Source organism: Thermonema sp. (assembly GCF_026003375.1).
Classification (GTDB): domain Bacteria; phylum Bacteroidota; class Bacteroidia; order Cytophagales; family Thermonemataceae; genus Thermonema; species Thermonema rossianum.
Genome location: NZ_BPHD01000003.1, coordinates 137958 through 162339, shown reverse-complemented (window position 1 = coordinate 162339; position 24382 = coordinate 137958). Strand labels below are relative to the sequence as shown.

The following is a 24382-nucleotide window of genomic DNA, read 5'->3' as shown; positions in this document are numbered from 1 at the left end:
ACAACAATCGATTGGTAAAAGTTATTTTATTGAGATTCGGATTCACCGGAATGACCGGAAGCTTGTCCTTTTTTCAGGACGCCTTCGGTCGAAAGACTTTCTTCGAGCAGCATAAAGAAAGTATTCATGATGCGCTCGCGCTCAATGTTCAAGTACTTCTGCAGCAAGGAACTTTTGTGATAAACCAGCTGCATGATGCCGTTTGCCATTGCCCACAAGCACTTCGATACCACCTGCGGCTCCACGCCTTTTTTAATGCTGCCATCTTGTATGCCCCACTCGATGCACTCAGCCAGTATGTCGTCCATGTGCAACATTTCGCGCTCCAGGTCTTCGTCCAATTCGAAGTTATCGCCTGAAGTAAAATAAGCAATCACCTTGTAATAATCGGGGTAGCGGGTGGCGAAATCGAAGTAGGCATATCCGATGGCACGCACCTTGTCTACTCCTTTCTCATGCCCTTCGATGGCTTCGCGCAAATGCTTCTGCAATATTTCATTGCCCTTTTGGGCGATGGTAAAGAAGAGCTCGTCTTTGGTTTTGAAATAGCTGTAAAGGGTGGCTTTGCTCAAGCGTGCCCGCTTGGCCACGTCGTCCATGGTGGCTTGCCGGAAGCCTTTGGTAAAGAAAACCAATTCTGCCGCCTTCAGAATCGCTTCACGGCGATTCTGCTTTGCCTGTTCACGTCTCGATAGATTCTTTGACATTTTCTTTAACTTTGAAGGACAAATCTACAAAATTTATAAAGGAAGGGCACGGCCTTGTGCCTGTCCATTCAATCAAGCAAGTGTAAATCTGCATCAAAATACCGGTCATTATGCAACAGTGGGCAAAGTTATTGAGCGAAAAAAAGTTAAGCACGGAAGAGTTGAAACAGTTGTGGGATTTCCTGAGTCACTACATTACCCCACGCCGCAAAGCACTGTTTGAAGAAAAGATAGCCCACAGAACTTATCACATCACCGTAGCCGTAGAAGACATTTACCAAGAGCGCAATGCCAGCGCGGTGGTGCGCTCCGCCGAATGTTTTGGTGTGCAGTCGGTGCATATTATCGAAAATCATAACGAGTACAAGATAGCCAAAGGCATAGCCAAAGGGGCTGACAAGTGGGTGGACTTGCACCTCTACGACCGCAAGGGGCAAAACAATACCGAAGCATGCCTGCAAGCGCTCAAAGCCCGGGGCTACCGCCTGGTAGCTACCACGCCCCACCAAGACGACTGCTATATAGACGAACTGGACCTCAGCCAACCGACGGCTTTTATCATGGGGGGTGAAAAAGACGGCCTCACACCCACCGCCATGTCCATGGCAGATGCTTTCGTGAAAATTCCTATCTACGGCTTTACCGAGAGTTTCAACATATCGGTGGCCACGGCTATTATCTTGTATGAAAGCACACGCCGCCTGCATCAGAGCACAGACATTGCCTGGCAGCTCGATGAAAGCACACGCCTGCAAAAGCTGGTCGAGTGGGCACTCAAAAGCGTGTCGGATGGCAGCCGCTTACTGATGCGCTTTTTTGAAGAACAGACAAACGGCATAGGCTAAAGCATGGATATATCGAAAAAAAAGCCGGCTTATCCCATTCAGGGCTTTTTGCGCAAATATTTGTGGCATTACGACCGGATTAGCCGTTTGCCACTGCACTACGACGACCTCTTGCGTTATAGCGAAAGCTTTCCGGTCATCGACCAGTTTGGCAATGACACACTCTGGGAAAGTGTCATTTACCCTTCGTATATGTACGAAGAGCTCAACCATAAATTGACCACCATCTATGCCATTTTGCGCACCGACGGCGACATGGCTTTCAGCGAGCACCTGTCTGTAGACCGTATCGACTACTGCACTTTTGGCAATTCCAATCCCTTCCGCATTCGTATCATCAACCGCTACAATGACAACTACGATTATTTTTATGTAAAACGTGCCGACGCCTCGCGCATTTACGGCTTGGAACTGGAGCACTTGCTCTCGCCCAACCGTATCAACTTTTTGGTATTTCGCGATACGCTCATCGAAGAGCATATTGCCGGCATTCCGGGCGATGTGTTCATCAAGCGCTATTTGGAACGCCCCGAAACCAACCTGGTTCGGGTTGCCAAAGAGTTTGTGAAGTTCAACGAGCGTTGTTTTGTGCGGCTACTGGGCGACATGCGCGCCTACAATTATGTGGTGGACATCACGCCCGACTTCGACAACGAGCAGTACCGTATCCGTGCCATCGACTTCGACCAACAGTCTTACGAAGGGCGCTACCGCCTGTATCTGCCGCAGTTCTTCAAAGAAAACAACCGCTTGGTGCAGCTCAGCCTGCAGCTGCTCAACGAACGCACCATCAAACAATATCAGCAAGAAGAGCGCACTTTGATTGTGCGGCGCCTTAAAGCAGCCCGCTACCGCCTCAAAGACCTTATCGACTGCATGCGTGCCGATACGCTGGCGCCCCCCGAAAAGGTAGAGCAGCTCAAGCAAGAGCTGGCTGCCTACCACCATGACCGCCGTTTTTTGGCATGCCGTAATATGGGCGACATCGTGCGCCAACAATTGCGCAATGCGCTTACACGCCTGCATTAGGCAAACCTTATTTCCGGCAATGGGCTTTTCCACTTGACTGCCCGGCCCGAAGGGAACAAAAAAACCGCCTCGAAAGCCTGCCCAATTTGAGCTTTGCTTTGCAAGGCGGTAGTGTGCGAATGCGTGCACAAAACCAATTACTTCTTATCCTTGGGCTTGATAGGAATGCCCACGCTCAACACATAACGCCATCCCCGCTGGCGAGCATTCAGCTCATAGTAGTGTGTCCTGCCTTCTTCGTTGGTGTACTCAAAGCCATCCACTATGCGGTTGAAACCATGTTCATACTCCCATTGAATGCTTACGTAGCGGGTTCGCAGGGCAATTCCGGCAATCGCACCCACATAATGCCCTTTGACACCTTGCAAAAAATCTTCTTGCAAACGCACATTGCGGTCACTTCTAGAAAAGAAGTTATTATCGAGGCTGAGCGCATACCCCCCGGCGGTTCCCCATGCCAACCTGTTCACAAAGCCCCCCGCATAGGCTTGCAGGCGCAAATAGCGTTTTTTATGTGGCCATAAAAGCACGTTGTACTTTGCCAGCAAGTCTATACCCAAGCGCTCGGTATGCACACTTATTTCATACGCCGGACGGTAACTCAATAACTGAGGCACCATCTCTGCCGACCTCAAGTCGGCCATTTGGTAGCTATAGTAAAACCGCCCTTGGAAACTCCATGGATATTTCCAGTTATATTCACACCATACTCCACCCATGGCATAGTTGACAGGCATTTTTTGAACGAAATAAGGGTCGTCCGTTTTGTCGATGTAAATATTGATATCGCCTGTCTTTATAGAAAACAGACCATCTCCCGGATCTATCAGCTGTATGGCGCCCCATGCCCCTGCTTCCCACTTTACGGGAAATTCCTTCCGGACTTGTGCCGAAGCACAAAAGCTCATCAGCAACAGAAAAAACACATAACTCTTTTTCATAGCCTTTGTGTTTTAATTTTAACATAGTACCAATCCCCCTTTAAGTCCTGTGCCATAAGCAGCGAACCTGAAGGGGGAAAGGTCTACTTCTATTTTATTGTTTTATGTAAAAGTTGAACGTTCCGGTAGAATACAAAAAGCCTTCACCCAGAACATTGTCGCAATACCATACCTCAGCAGATTCCATAGTGTCATCTCCATTCGTATATTGAATTGTTTTGGTATATGGACCTAACTTAAATGTATGGGTTGTTGTAGCAGCTTCGCTATCGTTGTCCATTTCGCTCCATTCTATACAGATTCTATCGCCCCAATGTTGCGGGTCCCATCTTTCCAATCTCAAATTGAGGTTATACCAAACGGTGTAGCAATCTGTAAACAAAAGTTTACATTCAGTAAAATAACGCTGCGGCACCCTGATACTTTTGGAAGCAGCTTCTAATACGTCCCCTATTTGATAATCCGCATAGTAAATTCTTGTACGAAGCTCCAGCTTACCATCATACCACTCTCTAACTCTTCTCAATTGTGTCATATTGGTAAACTTTGTATTTCCGACAAAGTCGTATACACCCACTCTTCCTTCACGCGGGCAAGAAGGGTTGCTCACAGGAGGTTGATTAGGAGGCGTGCTTCCCCCACCGGAGGGAGGAACTCCACCGCCACCACATGCTATCACCGCCTCTTCATATTTGTCACGAAAAACATATACATAATGCTCATCCTCGTATGCCGACGCCCGTAATATCTCAGGGCAACGAGCTGCTTCATCGTTTTTGGATAGCGCCAGCGTCCACTCGTTCTCTGAGATAACAATCACAGGCTGTTTGGGCTCTTCCTTTGCACTAAGCTCATAATAGTTGCCTTCAAAATCATAAGCTGGAATAATGTCACCTTCTTTCTTTGATGGGATATAAGCAACTAAAGGAACCAACGATTTGGCATCCCATCTATTTGCATCAGCTGTTTCAAGCTCCGGCATGGCTACTTGTAACAGTGGCATTTTTTGCAAAATTTCCTCTATGTCATCAATAGAATATTCATTGGTTCTGCGCAGCCGGTTGGCATACTTTCCGGCTAAGATATCTTTAACAGAAACCTTGCCTGCCATCACTCTTGAGCCGGCTAACGTTATGTTGTCATTGGCATGCATACTCAATAAAACCTCATAATCGCCGCCAAATTGCTTTAATAATTCTTTTTTAAGATACTCGCGAACCTCCGGCTCACGCAACGACAGCGCCAAGTTCAGCGCTATTTGCCTCTTTACAGCATCTGCCTCCTCTGCCGTCATGTCTTTAATTACTCCTCCTTGCTCTTGGGCAGCCTCCGGCAATACGGCTTCCTCTGTTACCGGTGTCTTACAGCCATTAATAAAGAGAAGAGAAGAGAAGAGAAGAGAAGAGAAACGGATCTCAAATAAAACTTTTTCATGCTTCTATCAATTTTAGTGTTCAACATGCAATTTGTTCGAATTAAGGACCGGTCCATTAATTCGTGCAATTATACAAAAGGTTAATAAAATTACAAAGCAATAAATTTACTTTATTTGCAATAAAACAAAAACAACAAAACAAATAAGTTTTTTAAACACATTCTTAACATGTTAAAAACAAAGATACAACAAGCCAACAAGGAAGTAGATTATATTTAAAACAGGCATTACACTCCGGCTTTACGCTTGCAAGAAAACAAGCGCACATTAAGATTTTTAAAAACAAAAACACATTGCTTCAAGTCCACTAAGGCAGCAAGCCGGGGTGTCTTTGCTCTTGTTGATGTGGAAGTGGCTTTTCGTTTTCCTGACGGGTGGTATAAATAAGCAGGAAAGGCAAGACAAAAAACAGCAGCAACACCGCTACAAACCCCAGCATACGATGCTGCACATGCAGACGTCCCAAACGGCTTACCATACGCACAATGCCTTCGCGTATGGGTTTCCATGGTGCCAGCAAGCACATGCCGCAAAGATTAAACAGCACATGCGTAAGGGCAATGGTAAGGGCTGCTTCGCCATGCCCCAATGATGCCAGCAAGGCGGTGAGCGTGGTGCCTATGTTGGCGCCCACAATAAGCCAAAAAGCGCGCCCCAGCGGGATGCGGTTCGAAGCCACAGCCGTTACTATCAGCGAGGTGGTTAATGAACTCGACTGCACCAAGATGGTCAAAAACAAACCGGAAAGCAATGCACGCCAGGATGTGCCGGTCAGCAGGTGTCCTACACGGTAAATCACCTGACGCTCCAAAAAACCTTTGAACATCAAAGAAAGCAGGCGGATAAAAGCAATCATCAACAAGAAAGCCAAGCCCAGCGCCACAAGCAAGGAGCCGCCAACCCACTGCATCAACTGTTCGGCCAGGGGATGCACCACCCAGTGGTTCAGCCCTTGAAAAGCCCAACTACCGGTGATGCCCGCCATTTGTTGTGCCAGCCAATGTGCAGCCCCCGACAACACATGCCCGAAAAACTCCAAGGGAAACAACACAAGGGCAGTCAAGATATTGAAAAGCATATGCAAGGCGCTACCACTCACTGCCCTGCGGAATTCTTTTTTCCGCATCACGTGCCCCAGCGTAACCAAAAAGCAGGTGAGCGTGGTGCCTATGTTGGCGCCTATGATGACGGGCACCGCCTGTGCATAAGTGAGTGCGCCGGCTGCAGTCAGCGCCACCGTAATAGAGGTAATCGTAGAGCTGCTTTGCACCACTGCAGTGGCTAAAATACCCACAAACAGAGCTACAAAGGGGTTGTTTATCATTTGAAAAATGGCATGCACCGAAGCCTCGCCTTTTTGCTGCACCGCCACCACCATCAGTTCTATACCCACCAAAAACAAACAAACTACAGCTGCAAAGGCGAGCGTGCGCCCTATAAGCTTTAGCCAAGGCCAATCTTTCATCGTAATTATCTATCGCATTCTAAGAGGGCAAAATTAGCTAATTCATTGACAACAAAGGCTGTATGTCCGAAATTTAATATACAGCTAATATTCCCTTAACATACAGGACCGGTATCAAAGCATGGCCGACAATTCCTTCACCATCGCCACAAAGTAGCGCACACGCGCCGGGTCAGTATCCGGATACAAACCATGCCCCAAATTGGCAATATAACGCTGCTTGCCGGCAGCACTCAACATCTGTTCCACATATTGCTTGATGGCTGCTTCCGGAGCATACAAAGCGCAGGGGTCTAAGTTGCCCTGCAGTGTTTTTTGCTGCCCCACTTGTGCACGCACTTGTGCCAGGTCCATGGTCCAATCCAAGCCTATCACTTGGCAATCGGTCTGCAGCAAGTCGGGCACTATATAGTGTGCCCCTTTGGCAAAAACGGTCACGGGCACTTCTTGTATAGCCTCACAAATGCGGCGGATATAAGGCAGTGCAAAGGCTCTGTATTGCTGCGGCGACAAAATGCCTGCCCACGAGTCGAAAAGTTGCACCAAGTCTGCACCTGCTTTTATTTGTGCTTTCAGGTAAGCCGTCGTTACACGTGTGATGGCATCCAGCAAGCGGTGGGCAAGCCCGGGCGCTTCGTAAAGCATGCGCTTGGCTACGGCGAAAGTCTTCGAACCTTGCCCTTCCACCATGTAGCAGAAGATAGTAAAGGGCGCACCGGCAAAGCCTATCAAGGGCACCCGCCCATTCAACTCTTTTTTGGTCAGGCGTATGGCCTCGAGCACGTAGCTTAGGGCGTCCTCTACTTCGGGCTCCTGCAAGCGCTCCAAGTCAGCCTCCGAGCGTATGGTGTTGGGAAAGAAAGGACCACGCTTTTCTACCATCTCATAAGGGCAACCCATTGCCTCGGGCACTACCAATATATCGGAAAAGATAATGGCAGCATCTACCCCCAGCAAATCCACCGGCTGAATGGTTACTTCGGCAGCCAGCTCGGGCGTCTTTACCAACTCAATGAAGCCACTCAGGCGCTCACGCACCGCCCGGTATTCGGGCAGTACCCGCCCCGCCTGACGCATCAGCCACACAGGCACACGCTCCACCGCCTCGCCACGAGCGGCTCGCAACAACAAATCGTTCTTTAAAGCCATAGACAATCCATCGGTTTTGGACACAATTTTACACAATCTTTCTCTATATTTGCAGCCGACCTGTGTTTTTTACAAAACCTGCCATTTTGACACAATTTGACAGTTCGGCAAAAAAGTTGCAGTCTTAGGCAAAAGAAAATCACCCGCTTCCTTGACCAAGGGATAGCCGGACTACCAAAAAAACAACACAAAAAGGAGGAATCCAACTATGGCAAAAAATAAAAAGAACACCAATCATCCAAACGAAGAACCCATCAAACAATCATCGCAACAGCAACCCGAGCAACAAACACACGATGAAGTAGTGGAAATACGAGAGGTGGAGGAAAAAGTGCCTTCACCCGAAGAAGTGGTGCAGGAAGCCGAAGCACACGCACAGGCACAAGCCGACAAAATAGCAGCTTTGGAAGCCGAAGTGGCAGAGTTGAAGGATAAGTATGTGCGCTTGTATGCCGACTTCGACAACTTCCGCAAGCGCACCAACAAAGAAAAGAGCGAGTTTCTACAGCAAGCCAATGCCCAGCTGCTCAAAGATCTGCTGCCCATAGTCGATGACTTCGAGCGGGCACTGCAGGTCATGCAGCAAACCGAAAGCAACGACAAAACCAAAGAAGGTATCGAACTGATTTACAAAAAGCTGATGCGCACACTTGAAAAATATGGTGTAAAGCCATTGGAAACACCGGCCGGCACCGACTTCAATGCCGACCTGCACGAAGCCATTACGCAAGCCCCGGCCCCCAACGAAGAGCTGAAGGGCAAAATCATTGACACCATAGAAAAAGGATACTATCTGCACGATAAAGTATTGCGTTTTGCAAAAGTGGTTGTAGGTAGCTAAACTCCGGGCGAAAAGTAAACAAAACCATGGCGAAAAGAGATTATTACGAGGTGTTGGGGGTGAGCCGGACGGCCACGCAGGAAGAAATCAAAAAGGCTTATCGCAAGCTGGCCATCAAGTACCACCCGGACAAAAATCCGGGCAACCCCGAAGCAGAAGAGAAATTCAAAGAGGCAGCCGAAGCCTATGAAGTGCTGGGCAACCCCGAAAAGCGTCGCCGCTACGACCAATTTGGTCATGCGGGTGTCAATGGCGGTGCCGGCGGCTTCAGCAGTATGGAAGATATCTTTGAACGCTTCAGCAGCATCTTCAACGAAGGCGGCAGCCCCTTCGAAGCCTTCTTTGGCGGAGGTGGCGGACATGGGCGCCGCCGGAAAGGAAGCAACCTGCGGGTGCGGCTGAAGCTGACCTTGCAAGAAATAGCCAAAGGGGTTGAAAAGAAAATAAAAATCAGACGGGAAGTCAGCTGCGATGCCTGCCATGGCACCGGCGCCAAAGGGGGCACTGCTTTGCGCAGCTGCTCTACCTGTGGGGGCACCGGCCAAGTGCAGCGCGTCACCAATACCATCTTGGGGCAAATGATTACTTCATCTACCTGCCCTACCTGCCAAGGTGCCGGCAAAATTGTAGATGAGCGTTGCGAGGTATGCCATGGACAAGGCGTTACTCAAAAAGAAGAAACCATCAGCGTACGCATTCCGGCAGGGGCTGTGGGCGGCATGCAGCTGTCGATGCGCGGCAAAGGCAACTACCCACCGGGCGGGGGCACACCCGGCGACCTCATCATCCTCATTGACGAGGTGGAAGATGATGTGCTCAAGCGCGATGGCAACAATGTAGTGTATGACCTTTATATTAGCTTCATAGATGCCGCCTTGGGCACCACCGTAGAAGTGCCTACCATCGACGGCGCCGTGAAAATCAAAATAGAGCCGGGCACACAAAGTGGTAAAATCCTGCGCCTGCGGGGCAAAGGTATTCGCGACATCGACGGCTACCAGGGCGACCAGCTCATCCACGTGAATGTGTGGGTGCCCAGGCAACTGAGCGACGAAGAACGCAAGCTACTCGAAAAACTGCGCCATTCGCCCAACTTTCAACCCAAACCGGATAAGCGTGAGAAAGGATTCTTCGACAAGATTCGCGAGTTTTTTAAGTAATTGAAATGTAAATAACGAGACAAAGGCGCCTCAATATCTCAAAGGCGCCTTTTTTATTTTGTGTTTCAATACCGTGAAGCCGGCTTTCATGGAGGCATCCGTACGGTGCTACTTGTTCTGCCCGTCAATGCGGTACACCGTGAAACGGCTGCGATTTTGCATCTCATCTTCTTCGGTACCATACTCCTGCACCAACAGACGCTTGCTGTCGAGTAAACAAACAGGAGTACCCAACTCTTTGCCTACTTTCAAAGCAGCAAGCACACCCCTTTCCGGATGAATAAACGCTACCCAATAATCGAGCCTTACATCAGGGGCATTGACAGGGTACTCCGGATACTTATTGTGAAAGTCTTTTAACATTTGCTCATCTGCCGCTACTTTGTATATGCAAGCCAGTGTGTCGTTTCCAAGGTACTGCAAATACTTTACCCTTGCGCTCAAATATTGATCTAAGGCAGGCGACACAACGCTTTCTTTTTGATTTATGGGATAAGCATATACTTTAAAATCAGGTAATTCGAGCCGCAGCGCACGCACCTTCTTTTTTTGCTTCAAGTCATAAACAAACAACAAAGGTTCATTGAAAGGTTGCGCATAAGCATGACGGCAGCTTTCATCGACTGTCATGCACAAATGAGTGGCATAATAAGAAGTCTCTTTTCCGGAAGAAAAGCGGCTTTCCGCTTCGGGATTTTTACCCAAAAACTCAAAAGCTGCCTTAGCGCTTTGCAAGCTGTCAAGGATGATGATTGCCGGGCGTGGGTTTAAATATGCTTCGGCAGTTGTTTCTTCTACGGTCAAATGCAAGCCTATCAACTTATCCTCACAGAAATGAGATTCCCGTATAGGGAGAGTCATCGAAGCGGCTCTTTTAGGCAGGGCTACATAACGCAAAAACTTACCGTCCAAATTGTAATATACAAGGCTGTTAAAGGTACTTACCACAAGGGTGGTGTCGTTATACACGGCTATGTTGCGCCATATGTTGTAATACTCGTCGAAATTGCTGCCCCGCTTCTGAAAACTATGCGTGGTCTTTTGGTTTAAATCGTAAGTTACCACGTCGAACACAAGCATATTACTCAATAGCAACTTGCCTTTTTGGAAACCCTGAAATGTCAGGTTGCTTCCTTTCACCTCAAAACTGTCTGTTTTCACAAGACGCAGCTCAACCTGCTGTTCGCTTGCCTGCTTGGCTTCCTGCTCCCGGCAAGACCAAAAAGAAACAAGGGGCAGCAAGCAAAAAATAAATCGTAGCAATTTTTTCATGTTTTTTTAGCGTTTAAACTTTTTCAATACAACATACCAAAGATAAAAAGACAGCAGGAAAGTACACATACCCTTTCCTGCTGCCTCACCCGGATACGTGCAATTAAGGATTCGCTATTACCACCGGCGGTGTGCTGCCCCCTCCATCATCGCAAGGGCAAGGAAAGTAGCAGTCAATGCTTCCTTTACCAGGACAAATAATTACATTTTCAGTGAATTGTGCTTTTCCTACACACCAGTCACCTCTTGACTGCAGAGGCTTGTCAGAGGGAATGAGCGAAAAAAATGCCGCTGACAGCAAAAAGATTCCCGGAATCCAAATTTTTCTTTTCATAGTTCCTTGTTTATTTAGTGAAACATATATCTCAACGGCACAAATCAAAAAAAAAAAAAAAAAAAAAAAGAAAACTCAAAATTTCATACATATTTTTTTAGACGCAAGACCAGTAGCACAACCAAAAGGGAAAACTTCTTGACTGCATGGATATACAAGCAACTAAACAAAGAAGATTTTCTTATTTTGCATTCATTCAAGTACCTGGAAGTCCTTGACCATAAACAGCCGGAAGAAGGAGTCTCACCGTTCTCAAACGCTTTGTGCATTATGAAACCTGCCCCGCAGAAAGGCAGCCGGCTTTCCCATTGGAAGCGGTAGCCGGAAATATCTTCGTTTTTGAGCCTGCCAAAGTGGAAATAGAGTTTACAGATGCCGGGAAAAAGCTTATCTTACGTCAAAACGGGGCTGAATACATATTTTTGAAAGAATAAAAAAAACCGGACCGCCCCGGTATGCAAACATTCTTTTAGGTTTCCGGTTTAAAAACGAAGTCAAACCAACAGTTCATGAGCACACAACCCAAAGCCATCGTCATTGGTGCCGGTTTTGCGGGCTTGGCTGCCGCCACCTGCTTGGCACAGCACGGATGGAAAGTCACTATCTTGGAAAAAAACGGACAAGCCGGCGGCAGGGCACGACGCCTCTCACGGCAAGGCTTTCATTTCGATATGGGACCCAGCTGGTATTGGATGCCCGACGTCTTCGAGCGCTATTTCCGACGCTTTGGCAAGCGTGTCGAAGATTATTATACCTTGCAACGCCTCGACCCTTCCTACCGGGTGGTATTTGGCAAAGAAGAGCAGGTGGATATACCCGCCCGCATGGAAGACTTCAAAGCTTTGTGCGAGTCCTACGAACCGGGCAGCAGCCGCCGCCTTGAGCAGTTTCTGCAAGAAGCTGCTTACAAATACGAAGTGGGCGTGGGCAAGCTCGTCTATAAGCCTTCGCTTTCGATACGGGAATTCATAGATCCCAAGCTGCTTGTGGACATGCTGCGCATGCAGGCTTTGCAGTCCTTTCACAAACACGTGCGCAAGTTTTTCAAGCACCCCAAGCTCATCGAGTTGATGGAGTTTCCCATTTTGTTTTTGGGGGCTACTCCTAAAAACACCCCTGCTCTTTACAGCCTCATGAACTACGCCGACGTGGCGCTGGGCACTTGGTACCCCATGGGCGGCATGTACAGTGTGGTGGAAGGCATGCTGCGCCTGGCACAAGAGCAGGGCGTAGAAGTGGTATATGGTGCCGAAGTGGAAAAAATAGACGTGCAGGCAGGCAAAGCACACAGTGTGCACACGGCTGCTCAAAGCTATGCCGCCGACGTGGTGATAGCCGGCGCCGACTACCACCATGTAGAAGCTGCCTTGTTGGAGCCCGCCTACCGCCAATACAGCGAAGCCTATTGGCAGAAGCGTACCATGGCGCCCTCTGCTTTGTTGTACTATTTGGGGGTAAGCAAGAAAATCAAAAATCTGCGCCACCATGTCCTGTTTTTTGATGAAGACTTTGAGCAGCATGCCCATGACATTTACACACAGCCGCAATGGCCACGGGAGCCGCTGTTTTACCTCTCGGCTTCCTCTATTACCGACCCACAGGCTGCCCCTGCCGGCAAGGAAAACCTGGTGTTGTTGATTCCCATTGCTGCGGGGCTGAATGACACACCGGCCATACGTGCCCGCTATTTCGAGCAAATCATGAAGCGGCTGGAGTACTACACCGGTGAAAGCATTCGCCCGTTCATAGAAGTGCATGAGTCTTATGCCGGCAGCGACTTTATACGCGACTACCACGCTTTCAAAGGCAATGCCTATGGGCTGGCCAATACTTTAAAACAAACAGCCATCTTCCGCCCAAGAATTAAAAGCAAGAAAGTCAGCAACTTATACTTTACGGGGCAGCTGACCGTGCCCGGACCGGGTGTGCCGCCCGCACTCATTTCCGGTCAAGTGGTGGCAGATTACATTCGGGCGCAGTTCGAAAAAAATTGATTTTACACATTACACCACCGCCTTGCCGGAAGAAAAAATATTTATCCCGTTTCACAAAAGGAATGCAGTCTGTAAAGGCTGTTTCCTTTTGTTTTATATTTTTGATATTTGCTAAAAGACAGCACTACGCCTTTTTTATATACATACAACAAGAAAAAACTTACACCCGTAAAAAAACAGACATATCTCTCCTTTTTGATTTTCCCTTTTTTCTTTTTAATCTTTGTATCCCTTTTACGCATTCAAAATACAGTACAAATACTTAAAAAACAGTACTTTAAACAAAAAATCAAGATTAACAAACTATTACACGCTAAAGGCCGTTTAATAAGGCGAAGAGTCAATTTTATCATGTATAACCTAAAAAATTACATATCAAAGTGTTAGTTACGAAAAGAGACGGGCGCCTCGAATCGGTGAAGTTCGACAAAATCACGGCGCGTATAGAAAAGCTATGTTACGGACTCGATACCAACTATATCGAGCCGGTAGAGATTGCCAAACGGGTGATTGCCGGTATTTATGACCGCATCCCTACTACAGAACTGGACGAGCTGGCTGCCAAAACGGCTGCTTCCATGGCAACCATCCATCCGGACTATGCCATCCTTGCCGCACGCATAGCTATTTCCAACCTGCATAAGGTCACGAGCCAGTCGTTTTCCAACACCATGAAGCGGCTTTATGAGTATGTGGACCCCAAAACGGGGCAAAATGCGTCACTCATTGCCAAAGATGTGTATGAAGTGGTGCGCAAGCATGCAGCCCGCCTCGATGCCGCCATCAACTACGAACGGGATTACTATTTCGACTACTTCGGTTACAAAACTCTTGAGCGCTCCTATTTGCTCAAACTCAATGGCAAGATAGTAGAGCGCCCGCAACATATGTTTATGCGGGTAGCTGTGGGCATTCACAAAGACGACATCGACGCAGCCATAGAAACCTACAACCTGATGTCGGAAAAATGGTTCATTCATGCCACACCTACCCTGTTCAATGCCGGTACGCCCAAGCCGCAATTGTCTTCTTGCTTCTTGGTGCAAATGAAAGAAGACAGCATCGAAGGCATTTACGAAACCCTCAAGCAATGCGCTTTGATTTCGCAATCGGCCGGTGGCATAGGGCTCGCTATTCATAAAGTGCGGGCAACCGGTTCTTATATACGGGGCACCAATGGCACCTCCAATGGCATTGTGCCCATGTTGCGCGTATTCAACGACACCGCCCGTTATGTGGACCAAGGGGGTGGCAAACGCAAGGGGGCTTTTGCCATTTATTTGGAACCTTGGCATGCCGACATCTTCGAGTTCCTGCAGCTGAAGAAGAACCACGGTAAGGAAGAGATGCGGGCACGCGACCTGTTCTATGCCTTGTGGATCCCCGACCTCTTCATGAAACGCGTAAAAGAAGACGGTGAATGGTCGTTGTTCTGCCCCAATGAAGCGCCGGGCTTGCATGAAACCTATGGGGAAGAGTTTGAGCGCCTGTATGAAAAATACGAACGTGAAGGGCGCGCGCGTAAAGTAGTGCGTGCACAAGACTTGTGGTTCGAAATATTGGAATCGCAAGTGGAAACCGGCACGCCCTATATGCTTTATAAAGACCATGCCAACCGCAAATCCAATCAAAAAAACTTGGGCACCATCCAGTCGAGCAACCTGTGTACCGAAATCATTGAGTACACAGCCCCCGACGAAATCGCCGTCTGCAACCTCGCTTCCATCTCTTTGCCCCGCTTTGTAAAAGACGGTAAGTTCGACCATCAGAAGCTTTACGAAATCACCAAAGTAGTCACCCGCAACCTGAACAAAATTATCGACATCAACTACTACCCTGTGCCGGAAGCACGCAAGTCGAACCTGCGCCACCGCCCCATCGGCATTGGTGTGCAGGGCTTGGCCGACACCTTCGTGATGCTGCGCATGCCCTATGACTCGGAAGAAGCACGCGGTTTGAACAAAGACATCTTCGAGACCATCTATTATGCCGCTCTGGAAGCCTCTATGGAGTTGGCACAAAAAGACGGACCTTATGAAACCTATGAAGGTTCGCCCATTTCACAAGGCATATTCCAGTTCGACATGTGGGGAGTAAAACCCACCTCGGGACGCTGGGATTGGGAAGCCCTTCGCCAAAAGATTTTGAAATACGGCGTGCGCAATTCGCTGCTGCTGGCGCCCATGCCTACGGCTTCCACCTCGCAGATATTAGGCAACAACGAGTGCTTCGAGCCCTTCACTTCCAATATGTATGTGCGCCGGGTGCTTTCGGGCGAGTTCATTGTGGTGAACAAACACCTGCTACGCGACCTCATCAAACTGGGCTTGTGGGATGAAACCATGCGCAACAAGCTGATGGCTGCCAACGGCTCGGTGCAAAATATCAAAGAGATACCGCAACACATCAAAGATTTGTATAAAACGGCTTGGGAAATCAAGCAAAAAGCCATCATCGACATGGCTGCCGACCGTGGGGCATTCATTTGTCAGAGCCAGAGCTTGAATGTGTTCATGGCCGAGCCCAATTTCGGTAAACTCACCTCCATGCACTTCTATGCATGGGAAAAAGGGCTCAAGACCGGCATGTATTATCTGCGTACACAACCGGCAGCCCAAGCCATCAAGTTTACCGTGGACCAAAAGATACAACAAGAGTTGAGCCGTGAACAGCAACAAAATGCCATCAGCTGCTCGCTCGACGACCCCGACGGATGCGAAGCATGTAGCGCATAAACAAAGCCATACACACAAAAAATAGCAGCACCTGCCCGGCGGGTGCTGTTTTTTTATCTATGAAATGGCTATCTTTCAGTATCTTTGCACAAAGCAACCGGGTCTCATGCAACACGCTTATTTACAATACTTTATCATTCTACTACTTGCTGTGTGTGTAACAGCCTGCGATACTACCTCGCAAGAGGAAACGCAACCTCCCAAAGAAGACAGCTTGCGGGCAGAAACACACCCAACACAGGACGATACTTTACACTCCACCCAAGCGTGGATAGAGGCTGTAAAAGAAAATATCCACCGGGAACACCTCCCCGCTTTGGAAAAGCAAGCCCCCGAAGTGCAGTTGGTCATAGGCAGCGATTCCGGGGTGGTGCGCGGGATTTACCTGGGCGACAGCATTCAGAAGGTCATGCAGCAGGAAGAAGCATGGTTGATAGAAGACAGCAGCAGTTTCAAGACCTTCAGCATAGACCTTAGCCGCCGCCGTGCCGAAATGATTGACATCCAGTATTTTACTGACAGCAGCACCCACCAAGTGGTTGAGTCTATTATTGTTGATATCTATCAGGCTGACGCCGATATGTGGTACTCCAAAATGTATGATTACTACACAGCCCGCTATGGCACACCTGTTGAGGAAGAGAAAAACAAGCGGGCTGTTTGGCAGAGCCCCGCTGCCTACCGTGTTGTTTTGGAAAAGAAAACCATCAAACAAGCACCGGGCATACGCATTCGTTATGTGCCCGTTGCCCCTAACCTTTAAAAATTTTTGTACACTATGATGCGCATTGATATCATTACAGTTCTTCCGGAGCTGATAGAAGGCTTTTTATCTCACTCTATTCCCAAACGCGCCCAAGACAAAGGCTTGGTGGAAGTGCATCTGCACAACCTGCGCGATTATGCCAAAGGCAAGTACCGCCAAGTAGATGACTACCCCTTTGGCGGTGGTGCCGGCATGGTATTGATGATAGAGCCTATTGCCCGCTGTATTGAAAAACTACAAGCCGAACGCACCTACGATGAAATCATTTATTTGACCCCTGACGGCAAGCCGTTCAAGCAACAAGATGCCAACGAATTATCGGGCAAGCAAAATATAATACTGCTTTGCGGGCACTATAAAGGTATTGATGAACGCGTGCGGGAGCACTTTGTTACGCGGGAAATCAGCATAGGCGATTACGTGCTCTCGGGCGGCGAGCTGGCCGCCGCAGTGGTAGCCGATGCCATCATACGCTTGATTCCGGGCGTGCTTTCCGATGAAACCTCTGCCTTGACCGACTCTTTTCAAGACAACCTGTTGGCACCGCCCGTCTATACACGCCCTGCCGACTTCCGTGGATGGAAGGTCCCGGAAATACTGCTTTCGGGCAATCACAAAGCCATCGATGAGTGGCGCTATGAGATGGCACTCAAACGCACCCGGGAAAGACGCCCCGACCTGCTCAATTCACGACAAAAAGAACAATAAAACGTTGTTTTGCATACTGCCACCTTGCCTTTCAATAACGCAGCTTTTATCATGAAAAAAACACTGCTTTTGTGGATAGCCCTGCTGCTTGCCGGTTTGGCAACGCACCCCACAAGTCAAGCGCAACCAACCCCGTCGCCCCACTACACGCTTAGCGGCTATGTAAAAGATACCGAAACAGGCGAAGACCTCATAGGTGTCACGGTGTCGGTGCCTGCTTTAAAAACAGGTGCCGTCACCAACGAATATGGTTTTTATTCTTTGAGCCTTCCGGCCGGCGACACCCTCTTGGTGGAGTTTTATTTCATAGGCTACGAAAAAGTAGTGCAAAAAGTATATATGAGCGGCAACCAGCGTTTGGACGTACGGCTGCGCCCGGAAGTGCTTTCCATCGAACAGGTAGTCATCACCACCGACTCTTACCAAGACCAACTCGATGCCCCGCAAATGAGCGTGGAACGCCTTAGCATGGAAGAAGTAAAAAGCATTCCCCTCATTTTTGGCGAAGCCGACTTGGTAAAGGTGCTGCAATTGAAACCGGGCGTGCAGTCGGGCAGCGAAGGCAGCAGCGGGCTGTATGTGCGTGGTGGCGGTGCCGACCAAAACCTGATTCTTTTAGATGAAGCCCTGGTGTATAACCCTGCCCACCTTTTCGGCTTTTTCAGCATTTTCAATCCCGATGCAGTCAAAGATGTTACTTTGTATAAAGGCGACTTCCCTGCCAAATTCGGCGGCCGCTTGTCCTCTGTCTTGGATGTGCGTCTGAAAGAAGGCAACAAGCAAAAATTCAGCGGTGAAGGAGGCGTGGGGCTCATTTCTTCGCGCCTTACTCTGGAAGCCCCGCTTGCCAAAGACAAGGCTTCGTTTATTGTATCGGGGCGCCGCACTTATTTCGACCTCATCACAAGGCAAATCAACAAAGCCAACCGGGACAACCCCGACTATAACCCCATTCCGGATTATTACTTCTACGACCTGAACACCAAGGTAAATATAGAGCTGGATGAGAAGAACCGTTTGTTTTTAAGCGGCTACTTCGGCAGGGATGTTTTTCAGTTCAGCAACGACAACTTCAATTTCAATTTTGATTGGGGCAATGCCACTACCACGCTGCGTTGGAACCATATCGTTACGCCCCGCCTGTTTATGAATGCTTCTTTCATCTTTTCCGATTACAAATATCAAATACAGAACCAGTTTAATGCATTCAATTTCAACATTGGCTCAGGCATACGTGACTATAACGGCAAGCTGGATTTTGAGTATAGCCCCAACAGCAAACATTTCATACAGTTCGGTTATCAACACACCTACCACCAGTTCGAAGTAAGCCGTCTGCGCTTTGAAAGCGAAGACGGACGTGTGGACTTTGAGTCGGGACAAAATTTCGAAGGGCATGAAATGGGCGCTTATATACAAGACGACATCGACTGGAACGACCGGTGGCGCAGTGAAGTAGGGCTTCGCCTCTCGGCATTTACCAACCAAAGCAAATGGTATTACGGCATAGAACCCCGGGCTTCCGTGCGCTGGCGTGCCTCCGATAAAACCTCTCTTAAAGCCGGCTATGCCCTCATGAATCAGTATGTACATTTGGTGTCGAACTCGGGCACCAGCCTGCCTACCGACATCTGGTATCCTTCGAACCGTGTGGTAGCCCCGCAGCAGTCGCAGCAAATAGCCCTGGGACTAAGCCGGACGCTTGCCAAAGGGCAGTATTTCTTCAACACAGAAGTTTACTACAAATGGATGTCCAATCAAATCGATTACAAAGACGGGGCACAGCTCTTCTTCAATGACAATTTGGATGGCGAATTTGTATTTGGCAAGGGCTGGGGCTACGGCTGGGAAGTGTATCTCGAAAAAAAGAAAGGGCGCACCACCGGCTGGATAGGCTATACGCTTTCGTGGACTTTCCGTCAGTTTGCCGACAGCACCAACGGCAATGCCCCCATCAACAACGGCAAGCCTTTCTTTCCTCGCTATGACCGCCGCCACGATATTTCTCTGGTGCTGATGCACCGCTTTACCGAACGCTGGTCTGCCGGTTTTAATTTCGTCTTTGGCACCGGCAATGCTTTCTCTTTGCCCACCGGCCGCTTCATTTATCAAGATTTGCCCGGAAAAGACCCGGTGGTGGTTCCCGTGTACCCGGAGCGTAACAACTACCGCCTGCCCGACTACCACCGTGCCGACCTCAGCATTACCTACAAACTGCGGCCACGCTGGGGCGAAGGCAGCCTCATATTCAGCGTGTACAATGTCTATAACCGGCGCAATGCTTTCTTCGTTTATTTCGAAGAGGTCAAAGACCCCGAAACGGAACAAACGCTTTATTTCCAAGCCAAGCAAGTAACCCTTTTCCCCATCATTCCTACTTTTAGTTTAGACTTTAAATTTTAAAGCCATGCGCTACCTGCTTTTGTGGATGTTTGCAGCTATTATATGCTTACCGGCTTGTAACCTTGAAAAAGTCATTGAAGTGGATTTGCCTGCGCATGACTCACAGCTGGTTGTAGAGTGTTACCTGGAGCACGGCAAACCCTACCGCTTACTGCTTACCGAGAGTGTCAATTATTTCAGCAGCCCCACCTTGCCCGATATCGATGATGCCACGGTTGTCATCACACATCAAGGGCAAAGCGTGGTACTTGAATACAAACCACAGTTGGACACCCTCACCGGCAAAATATACAATTATGCCTCCGATGCGTTGGTGGATTCTACGGGTGGTGGCACCTACCGGCTCGAAATCAGCGACACACGCGGACGGCGTATCACCGCCGAAACGGCTTTTTTGCCCAAAGTGCCTATCACAGAAATTACGTGGGAGTTTGAAGACAAAGACAAAGAAGAAAAAGACAGTACAGCCAAAGCCCTGTTGCTCATACGCCACCCCGAAGACCCGGAGCAAGAGAATTATTACCGCATGCGCATTTTAAGGGACAGTGCACAAAAGCTTATCAACGAATTGGATTTTGTGTATCGTGGTCTCTTTGCCACCAACGGAGAGCTTACTTTGGGCACTGCCTACCGCTTCGAAGACAAAGACACACTTCACATACTGCTTTATCATATCGACCGGCACTTTTATGACTACTTCCGCACAATAGACGATGCCGTCGATGCCAACGGGAACCCCTTTGCCCCGCCTGCCAATATTATCTCCGGCGTGGAAGGCGGCTGGGGTGTATTTGCAGCGCTAAGCTACGACCAAAAGACGGTAGTTATTCGAAAAGACAGTATTACTCAACGACAACACCTACAACCGTTACATCGTCGTTAAGCCGGTCGCTACCTCTCCATGCCCGGATTGCATCTATCAGAAGTTGTTTTTGCTGCTCCGGTGTCTTATCTTTTATGGACTCAATCAAATGAAAAAGACGGCGGCTTCCATAACGCCTCGGGCGCTTTCCTTGTCTATGGCATAACTGATCTTTATAGCCATCTGTAAACAAATAAAAGCGATCACCGGCTTCAAGAAAAAATTCCACCTGATCACCGGGAGCATCATCGGCCGGCACTAACAAACGGTTGGCAAGTAAACCGGCACGTGAAGTACACAGCTCATATAAAACTGCCTGTCGTGTCAATAAAAGTGGGATGCCTCTACCCGCAAAAGAAGCCTCTCCGGAAGGCGCTATTTTGAGTATACCTATATCGGCTCCGGTTTTCAGATAGAGCGCTTCATGATGTAAATAAAAATCCATTCTCTCCTCATAAAGCTCGAACAGCTGCACCGGTGACAACCTTTTGTGCCGCTGCAACAAGTCTTGCAATGCCAAAACCGACGCACAGCTGAGCAAAGCGCCCGGTAGCCCATGCCCCGTGCAATCACCTATGCACACCCAATCATATCCATGGGCATGCATGCATAAGAAAAAGTCACCACTAACCCCATCTGCTCCTTGAAAAAGTAAGAACGACGAGGGAAAACGCTTTTTCAGATAGTTTTCGTAAGGCAGCAACAAGGACCGTTGTACCTGCCGGGCGCTTTCTAAAGCCTGCTTTAAGTCTTCCTGTTGTTGCTGTAACAGCTTTTTTTGTAACTCTACCAAGCGCTTTCCCTTTTCTTTTTCTTCTATGAAGCGATGTAAGCGCTCATTTTGCTTTTGCAGCACTTCTACTGCTCTTTGCAGTTTATCCTTCCGAAGTGCCACTTCATTTAAAACTTTGCTCAAAAGCTTGCGTTCTACATAGCGATTCTTGAAGTAAAAGTAACGCAGGGCACTGATAGAGTGACTTGCTACAATGCTAATAACCAGCCAACTGATTATGGGGGCATATTCTACAAGTGATAACTTGTAGTAGAAAACATGCATTCCCAAATGCACCAATAAGGCATATGCACCTTTTAAAACTATATATTTAGGGCGTAGCACCGGAATCACAGACCCCAAAAAAACATAATACTGAGAGACAAAGCATATTGAGTAATATTTAGCGCATTCACACGGTAAGCCCGGGACGTGTAAAGCAGAAAACTGACACCCAATAACAAGCATTCATGGGAAATTCGCTTCATTTTATACGCCACTACCAAGCAAGCCGTGAGCAAAACGGGCACTAAACGGGCGCAAAACCATAAAAGCTCGTTGTCTTTAGGCTCTGCGCCTTCTCTGAGAAAGACCAAAGGAGAAAAGAACACTGCCAGCAGTGCCCCCCAGTAGTTGTAAATACTACCTATACGATTATATTCTTCTTGCCAATTGCTATTTAAGTAAGTCTGTGCCATTGCCGGCGTTAACGCTTCCTTTTACCATATTCGTGCGGAAATACATATTCTTCAAACAGTTGCGTAATGGCTTGGCGGTGTTTGCGCCTTTTGATGCCTTTGAGCATGGGCAAATAATCAGATTTGATATCTAAGCAGTAGGGCGGGTTGGTCACTTCGTTCGCTTCGGGTACCCACACACTATGGATAGTGAAACCGAAGAGCAGCTCGGGATGCCCCAAGCGGGCAATTGGTCCCTGTGCCAGCTTGGCTGCATCGAAAATCCAAGTTTCAGAGGTGTAGCGTCCTTCCCGGTAAGGCAAGACCGTACAAAGAATATATCCATCTTGTTGGGGATGAAGGCCGGGTGTCGGCTCACGACGTGGCACAAATTGCAAGGACCACATATAAGTGCCCTCATCGAAACAGTAGGCATCGACGGCTTTCATTTGTCCGGTATCTACGCAGAAAAGGACAAAGGGCGCCCCCTGCTTGGTTTTTTCCAGGATATCTTCCACGGGAAGCAGGCGTTGTCTCTCCGGCGAGTCATAAAGTTTATAAATAAAAGAGGTCAGACGCTCCTGCGACAAGCCGTAACTTTGCCAGTACACATACCGAATATCCTCCACATTTTTCTCCGGCGAAAGCATATCCCGGTAAGTGTAAAGCCCTACCGCCCAAGTGTGTGCCCCGGTAGGGTCTTCTTCTATATGTAGAAAGCGGCTTTCTTCTTCCAAGAAGACACCTTTTTCTGCATCAATCACACACTTTCCAATCTTGCCTATATCCATTTGCCCCACGGCAATCAAACCATACAGCTCTTCTTTCACGGGCTTACCGGATATCTTTTCCGTATCATAAGGACGCAGCCATTCCGCCGGGCATGCCGAGCAGTTATGTGCCGTATGAATAGTCACTTTACCCTCCGGATTGTCGTAGTTCACCGAAAAGTGTACCGTTTCGGAAGGAATACGCACCCGCTTGGCTTTTACCTTCTTTGCGCCGGGCTTGAGTGTACGCCTGTCGATAAGATATACCGTGGAGTAGTCTGCCATCACCCCGCTCAACAATTTTCTAAAGAAGGCATCTATCTTGGGGTTATGGGGGAAAGGATTGTTGAGCATGATGTCGAAAGAAAACTTGAAGTTCGTATCTCCCAGTACCAAATAATCCTTTGAGAAACCCAGCTGATGCATATTGTGCCGTATTTCAATGCTTCGGCCCTGTTGGTCGGTTACCTCCCAAGCTTCCGGGCGTTTTTGTCCGGTCCAGCGGACTAAGTACACCTTGTTCCGGCTGGAATACAAGTGCCCCACAAACCTATACCACCAGTTTTGTAATTTATGTAGCCAACGACTCACCACAGGGCGTTTCTCTATTGCTTTACGTATTTTATGCAGTGCTTCTTCTACCTCTTCTACCAAGTCAATTTCTATATCCCGATTAAGCCAGCCTTCCACTTTGCGCTCCAGCTCTTCTTCCAACTCATCGAGTGTTTCGAGGTTCCAGGCAAAGATGGTGGTTGCCTGCATGAGCGCCTTGGTCGTCTTGGTAAAATTCACGGAAAACACCTCGCGCGTTTCAGGGTCATACACGGGATGGGCGGTAGTAAGTACCATTTCAAAGGGTTGGCGCATGAAGGGCGGCAACCCGGAGTGCCAGAAGGTATTTTCTCCAATAGGCGTGATGCATTCCAAAGTAGCCGGGTCTATTTCGAAAGGGCGCCCGGCATCGAAGGTAGCCAGCATACGCCATTCATTGTCTTGCAGGCGAAATGGCAAAAAAGCAGTATTCAACTGATTGCGGGTACCTAAAAGTGGCGATATACGTGCTAATCCAAAGCTGCGAAAGGCATAGCGCCAAAAGCGGTTGTCGGCAGGGTTGCACAGCGGGCTGGTCGCCACATCCGCATGATAGCAAGGCGGGCACAGCAAGGACGTATTCACCACCACCTGCCCTCCGTGGTTAAAGTCGAAGCGAATCACATAGCCATCACCATTAATAAGCGGCGAGGCATACTCTTGATTCGCTTGCCCATTGGGCAGCGTTCGCTTGTAAGGCAAGCCATCTGAATTGACGGTTCCGGCAGCCGTATTTAAAAAAACATAACCGTACCAGTCATCGGGCACGGCTCCCTCAAGTACATGCAATGCTACGTTACGAAGCTCTTTGCGGGAAGCAATAAAAGGGAAAGGGCGGTCAGGTATCATTTTTATGTGATGTTAAAGTAAGTAATAAGCCTCTGCCATAGACAATGGCAATTAAGCCTTCTTGCGAAAAGACTTAA

General features: G+C 48.5%; 21 protein-coding genes. 12 read left to right on the top strand and 9 right to left on the bottom strand.

The window, feature by feature from the left end:
* Positions 1-26 precede the first annotated feature (26 nt).
* Complete coding sequence (locus QVE43_RS10275; RefSeq protein ID WP_288006880.1) at positions 27-707, bottom strand: TetR/AcrR family transcriptional regulator; 681 nt, start codon at positions 705-707, stop codon at positions 27-29.
* A gap of 110 nt (positions 708-817) precedes the next feature.
* On the opposite strand from QVE43_RS10275, the gene QVE43_RS10270 reads away from it, so the two are divergent.
* Together QVE43_RS10270 and QVE43_RS10265 are read left to right on the top strand one after the other, a co-directional pair.
* Positions 818-1552: an RNA methyltransferase gene (locus QVE43_RS10270; protein WP_288006878.1), complete on the top strand. Its 735-nt coding sequence runs from the start codon at positions 818-820 to the stop codon at positions 1550-1552.
* Positions 1553-1555: 3 nt separating this feature from the next.
* Positions 1556-2581 (top strand): hypothetical protein, encoded by a 1026-nt coding sequence (locus QVE43_RS10265; RefSeq protein ID WP_288006876.1) that lies wholly within the window; start codon positions 1556-1558, stop codon positions 2579-2581.
* A gap of 137 nt (positions 2582-2718) precedes the next feature.
* On the opposite strand, the gene QVE43_RS10260 is transcribed toward QVE43_RS10265, so the two are convergent.
* The 4 genes from QVE43_RS10260 to hemE form a co-directional block, all read right to left on the bottom strand.
* Positions 2719-3522 (bottom strand): hypothetical protein, encoded by an 804-nt coding sequence (locus QVE43_RS10260; RefSeq protein WP_288006873.1) that lies wholly within the window; start codon positions 3520-3522, stop codon positions 2719-2721.
* Between the two features lie 94 nt (positions 3523-3616).
* Entirely contained in the window at positions 3617-4816 is a 1200-nt protein-coding gene (locus QVE43_RS10255) for a hypothetical protein (protein ID WP_288006870.1), read from the bottom strand.
* Between the two features lie 448 nt (positions 4817-5264).
* The gene (locus QVE43_RS10250; protein WP_288006867.1) at positions 5265-6422 is read right to left on the bottom strand and encodes a Na/Pi symporter; all 1158 of its coding nucleotides are present in this window, start codon (positions 6420-6422) and stop codon (positions 5265-5267) included.
* A gap of 114 nt (positions 6423-6536) precedes the next feature.
* Entirely contained in the window at positions 6537-7571 is a 1035-nt protein-coding gene (gene hemE / locus QVE43_RS10245; RefSeq protein WP_288006864.1) for a uroporphyrinogen decarboxylase, read from the bottom strand.
* A gap of 208 nt (positions 7572-7779) precedes the next feature.
* Between hemE and QVE43_RS10240 the strand changes: the two genes are divergently transcribed.
* Positions 7780-8412, top strand: a complete 633-nt coding sequence (locus QVE43_RS10240; RefSeq protein WP_288006861.1) for a nucleotide exchange factor GrpE — start codon at positions 7780-7782, stop codon at positions 8410-8412.
* A gap of 26 nt (positions 8413-8438) precedes the next feature.
* A complete protein-coding gene (gene dnaJ / locus QVE43_RS10235; protein ID WP_288006858.1) occupies positions 8439-9572 on the top strand; it encodes a molecular chaperone DnaJ in 1134 nt (377 codons plus the stop codon).
* 108 nt (positions 9573-9680) lie between these two features.
* Here dnaJ and QVE43_RS10230 read toward each other — a convergent pair whose 3' ends face one another.
* Positions 9681-10844 carry a hypothetical protein gene (locus QVE43_RS10230; RefSeq protein ID WP_288006855.1) on the bottom strand — a complete coding sequence of 388 codons (1164 nt, stop codon included), beginning with the start codon at positions 10842-10844 and terminating at the stop codon, positions 9681-9683.
* A gap of 176 nt (positions 10845-11020) precedes the next feature.
* On the opposite strand from QVE43_RS10230, the gene QVE43_RS10225 reads away from it, so the two are divergent.
* The 8 genes from QVE43_RS10225 (at position 11021) to QVE43_RS10190 (ending at position 20667) form a co-directional block, all read left to right on the top strand.
* Positions 11021-11320, top strand: a complete 300-nt coding sequence (locus QVE43_RS10225; RefSeq protein WP_288006852.1) for a hypothetical protein — start codon at positions 11021-11023, stop codon at positions 11318-11320.
* Between the two features lie 121 nt (positions 11321-11441).
* Positions 11442-11612, top strand: a complete 171-nt coding sequence (locus tag QVE43_RS10220; protein ID WP_288006849.1) for a hypothetical protein — start codon at positions 11442-11444, stop codon at positions 11610-11612.
* Between the two features lie 75 nt (positions 11613-11687).
* Positions 11688-13172, top strand: a complete 1485-nt coding sequence (locus tag QVE43_RS10215) for an NAD(P)/FAD-dependent oxidoreductase (RefSeq protein ID WP_288006846.1) — start codon at positions 11688-11690, stop codon at positions 13170-13172.
* A gap of 380 nt (positions 13173-13552) precedes the next feature.
* Positions 13553-15907: a ribonucleoside-diphosphate reductase subunit alpha gene (locus QVE43_RS10210; protein WP_038030936.1), complete on the top strand. Its 2355-nt coding sequence runs from the start codon at positions 13553-13555 to the stop codon at positions 15905-15907.
* A gap of 106 nt (positions 15908-16013) precedes the next feature.
* Positions 16014-16670, top strand: coding sequence for a hypothetical protein (locus tag QVE43_RS10205; protein WP_288006842.1), 657 nt, complete (start codon positions 16014-16016; stop codon positions 16668-16670).
* 18 nt (positions 16671-16688) lie between these two features.
* Complete coding sequence (gene trmD / locus QVE43_RS10200; protein WP_288007654.1) at positions 16689-17381, top strand: tRNA (guanosine(37)-N1)-methyltransferase TrmD; 693 nt, start codon at positions 16689-16691, stop codon at positions 17379-17381.
* A 51-nt stretch (positions 17382-17432) separates the two neighbouring features.
* On the top strand, positions 17433-19784 hold the full coding sequence (locus QVE43_RS10195; RefSeq protein ID WP_288006839.1) for a TonB-dependent receptor: 2352 nt from the start codon (positions 17433-17435) through the stop codon (positions 19782-19784).
* Between the two features lie 4 nt (positions 19785-19788).
* Positions 19789-20667, top strand: coding sequence for a DUF4249 domain-containing protein (locus tag QVE43_RS10190; RefSeq protein ID WP_288006836.1), 879 nt, complete (start codon positions 19789-19791; stop codon positions 20665-20667).
* On the opposite strand, the gene QVE43_RS10185 is transcribed toward QVE43_RS10190, so the two are convergent.
* The 3 genes from QVE43_RS10185 to QVE43_RS10175 form a co-directional block, all read right to left on the bottom strand.
* Entirely contained in the window at positions 20627-21703 is a 1077-nt protein-coding gene (locus tag QVE43_RS10185; protein ID WP_288007652.1) for a PP2C family protein-serine/threonine phosphatase, read from the bottom strand. The two genes, QVE43_RS10190 and QVE43_RS10185, sit on opposite strands and share 41 nt — an antisense overlap.
* Before the next feature lie 65 nt (positions 21704-21768).
* A complete protein-coding gene (locus QVE43_RS10180) occupies positions 21769-22116 on the bottom strand; it encodes a hypothetical protein (RefSeq protein WP_288006833.1) in 348 nt (115 codons plus the stop codon).
* A gap of 8 nt (positions 22117-22124) precedes the next feature.
* The gene (locus QVE43_RS10175) at positions 22125-24305 is read right to left on the bottom strand and encodes a carotenoid oxygenase family protein (RefSeq protein ID WP_288006830.1); all 2181 of its coding nucleotides are present in this window, start codon (positions 24303-24305) and stop codon (positions 22125-22127) included.
* Positions 24306-24382 lie beyond the last annotated feature (77 nt).

Excerpts from the sequence above, each read along its gene's own strand:
- QVE43_RS10275 (WP_288006880.1), bottom strand. The coding sequence starts at position 707 with ATGTCAAAGAATCTATCGAGACGTGAACAGGCAAAGCAGAATCGCCGT.
- QVE43_RS10270 (WP_288006878.1), top strand. The coding sequence starts at position 818 with ATGCAACAGTGGGCAAAGTTATTGAGCGAAAAAAAGTTAAGCACGGAA.
- QVE43_RS10265 (WP_288006876.1), top strand. The coding sequence starts at position 1,556 with ATGGATATATCGAAAAAAAAGCCGGCTTATCCCATTCAGGGCTTTTTG.
- QVE43_RS10260 (WP_288006873.1), bottom strand. The coding sequence starts at position 3,522 with ATGAAAAAGAGTTATGTGTTTTTTCTGTTGCTGATGAGCTTTTGTGCT.
- QVE43_RS10255 (WP_288006870.1), bottom strand. The coding sequence starts at position 4,816 with ATGACGGCAGAGGAGGCAGATGCTGTAAAGAGGCAAATAGCGCTGAAC.
- QVE43_RS10250 (WP_288006867.1), bottom strand. The coding sequence starts at position 6,422 with ATGAAAGATTGGCCTTGGCTAAAGCTTATAGGGCGCACGCTCGCCTTT.
- hemE (WP_288006864.1), bottom strand. The coding sequence starts at position 7,571 with ATGGCTTTAAAGAACGATTTGTTGTTGCGAGCCGCTCGTGGCGAGGCG.
- QVE43_RS10240 (WP_288006861.1), top strand. The coding sequence starts at position 7,780 with ATGGCAAAAAATAAAAAGAACACCAATCATCCAAACGAAGAACCCATC.
- dnaJ (WP_288006858.1), top strand. The coding sequence starts at position 8,439 with ATGGCGAAAAGAGATTATTACGAGGTGTTGGGGGTGAGCCGGACGGCC.
- QVE43_RS10230 (WP_288006855.1), bottom strand. The coding sequence starts at position 10,844 with ATGAAAAAATTGCTACGATTTATTTTTTGCTTGCTGCCCCTTGTTTCT.
- QVE43_RS10225 (WP_288006852.1), top strand. The coding sequence starts at position 11,021 with ATGCTTCCTTTACCAGGACAAATAATTACATTTTCAGTGAATTGTGCT.
- QVE43_RS10215 (WP_288006846.1), top strand. The coding sequence starts at position 11,688 with ATGAGCACACAACCCAAAGCCATCGTCATTGGTGCCGGTTTTGCGGGC.
- QVE43_RS10205 (WP_288006842.1), top strand. The coding sequence starts at position 16,014 with ATGCAACACGCTTATTTACAATACTTTATCATTCTACTACTTGCTGTG.
- trmD (WP_288007654.1), top strand. The coding sequence starts at position 16,689 with ATGCGCATTGATATCATTACAGTTCTTCCGGAGCTGATAGAAGGCTTT.
- QVE43_RS10195 (WP_288006839.1), top strand. The coding sequence starts at position 17,433 with ATGAAAAAAACACTGCTTTTGTGGATAGCCCTGCTGCTTGCCGGTTTG.
- QVE43_RS10190 (WP_288006836.1), top strand. The coding sequence starts at position 19,789 with ATGCGCTACCTGCTTTTGTGGATGTTTGCAGCTATTATATGCTTACCG.
- QVE43_RS10185 (WP_288007652.1), bottom strand. The coding sequence starts at position 21,703 with ATGCATGTTTTCTACTACAAGTTATCACTTGTAGAATATGCCCCCATA.
- QVE43_RS10180 (WP_288006833.1), bottom strand. The coding sequence starts at position 22,116 with ATGGCACAGACTTACTTAAATAGCAATTGGCAAGAAGAATATAATCGT.
- QVE43_RS10175 (WP_288006830.1), bottom strand. The coding sequence starts at position 24,305 with ATGATACCTGACCGCCCTTTCCCTTTTATTGCTTCCCGCAAAGAGCTT.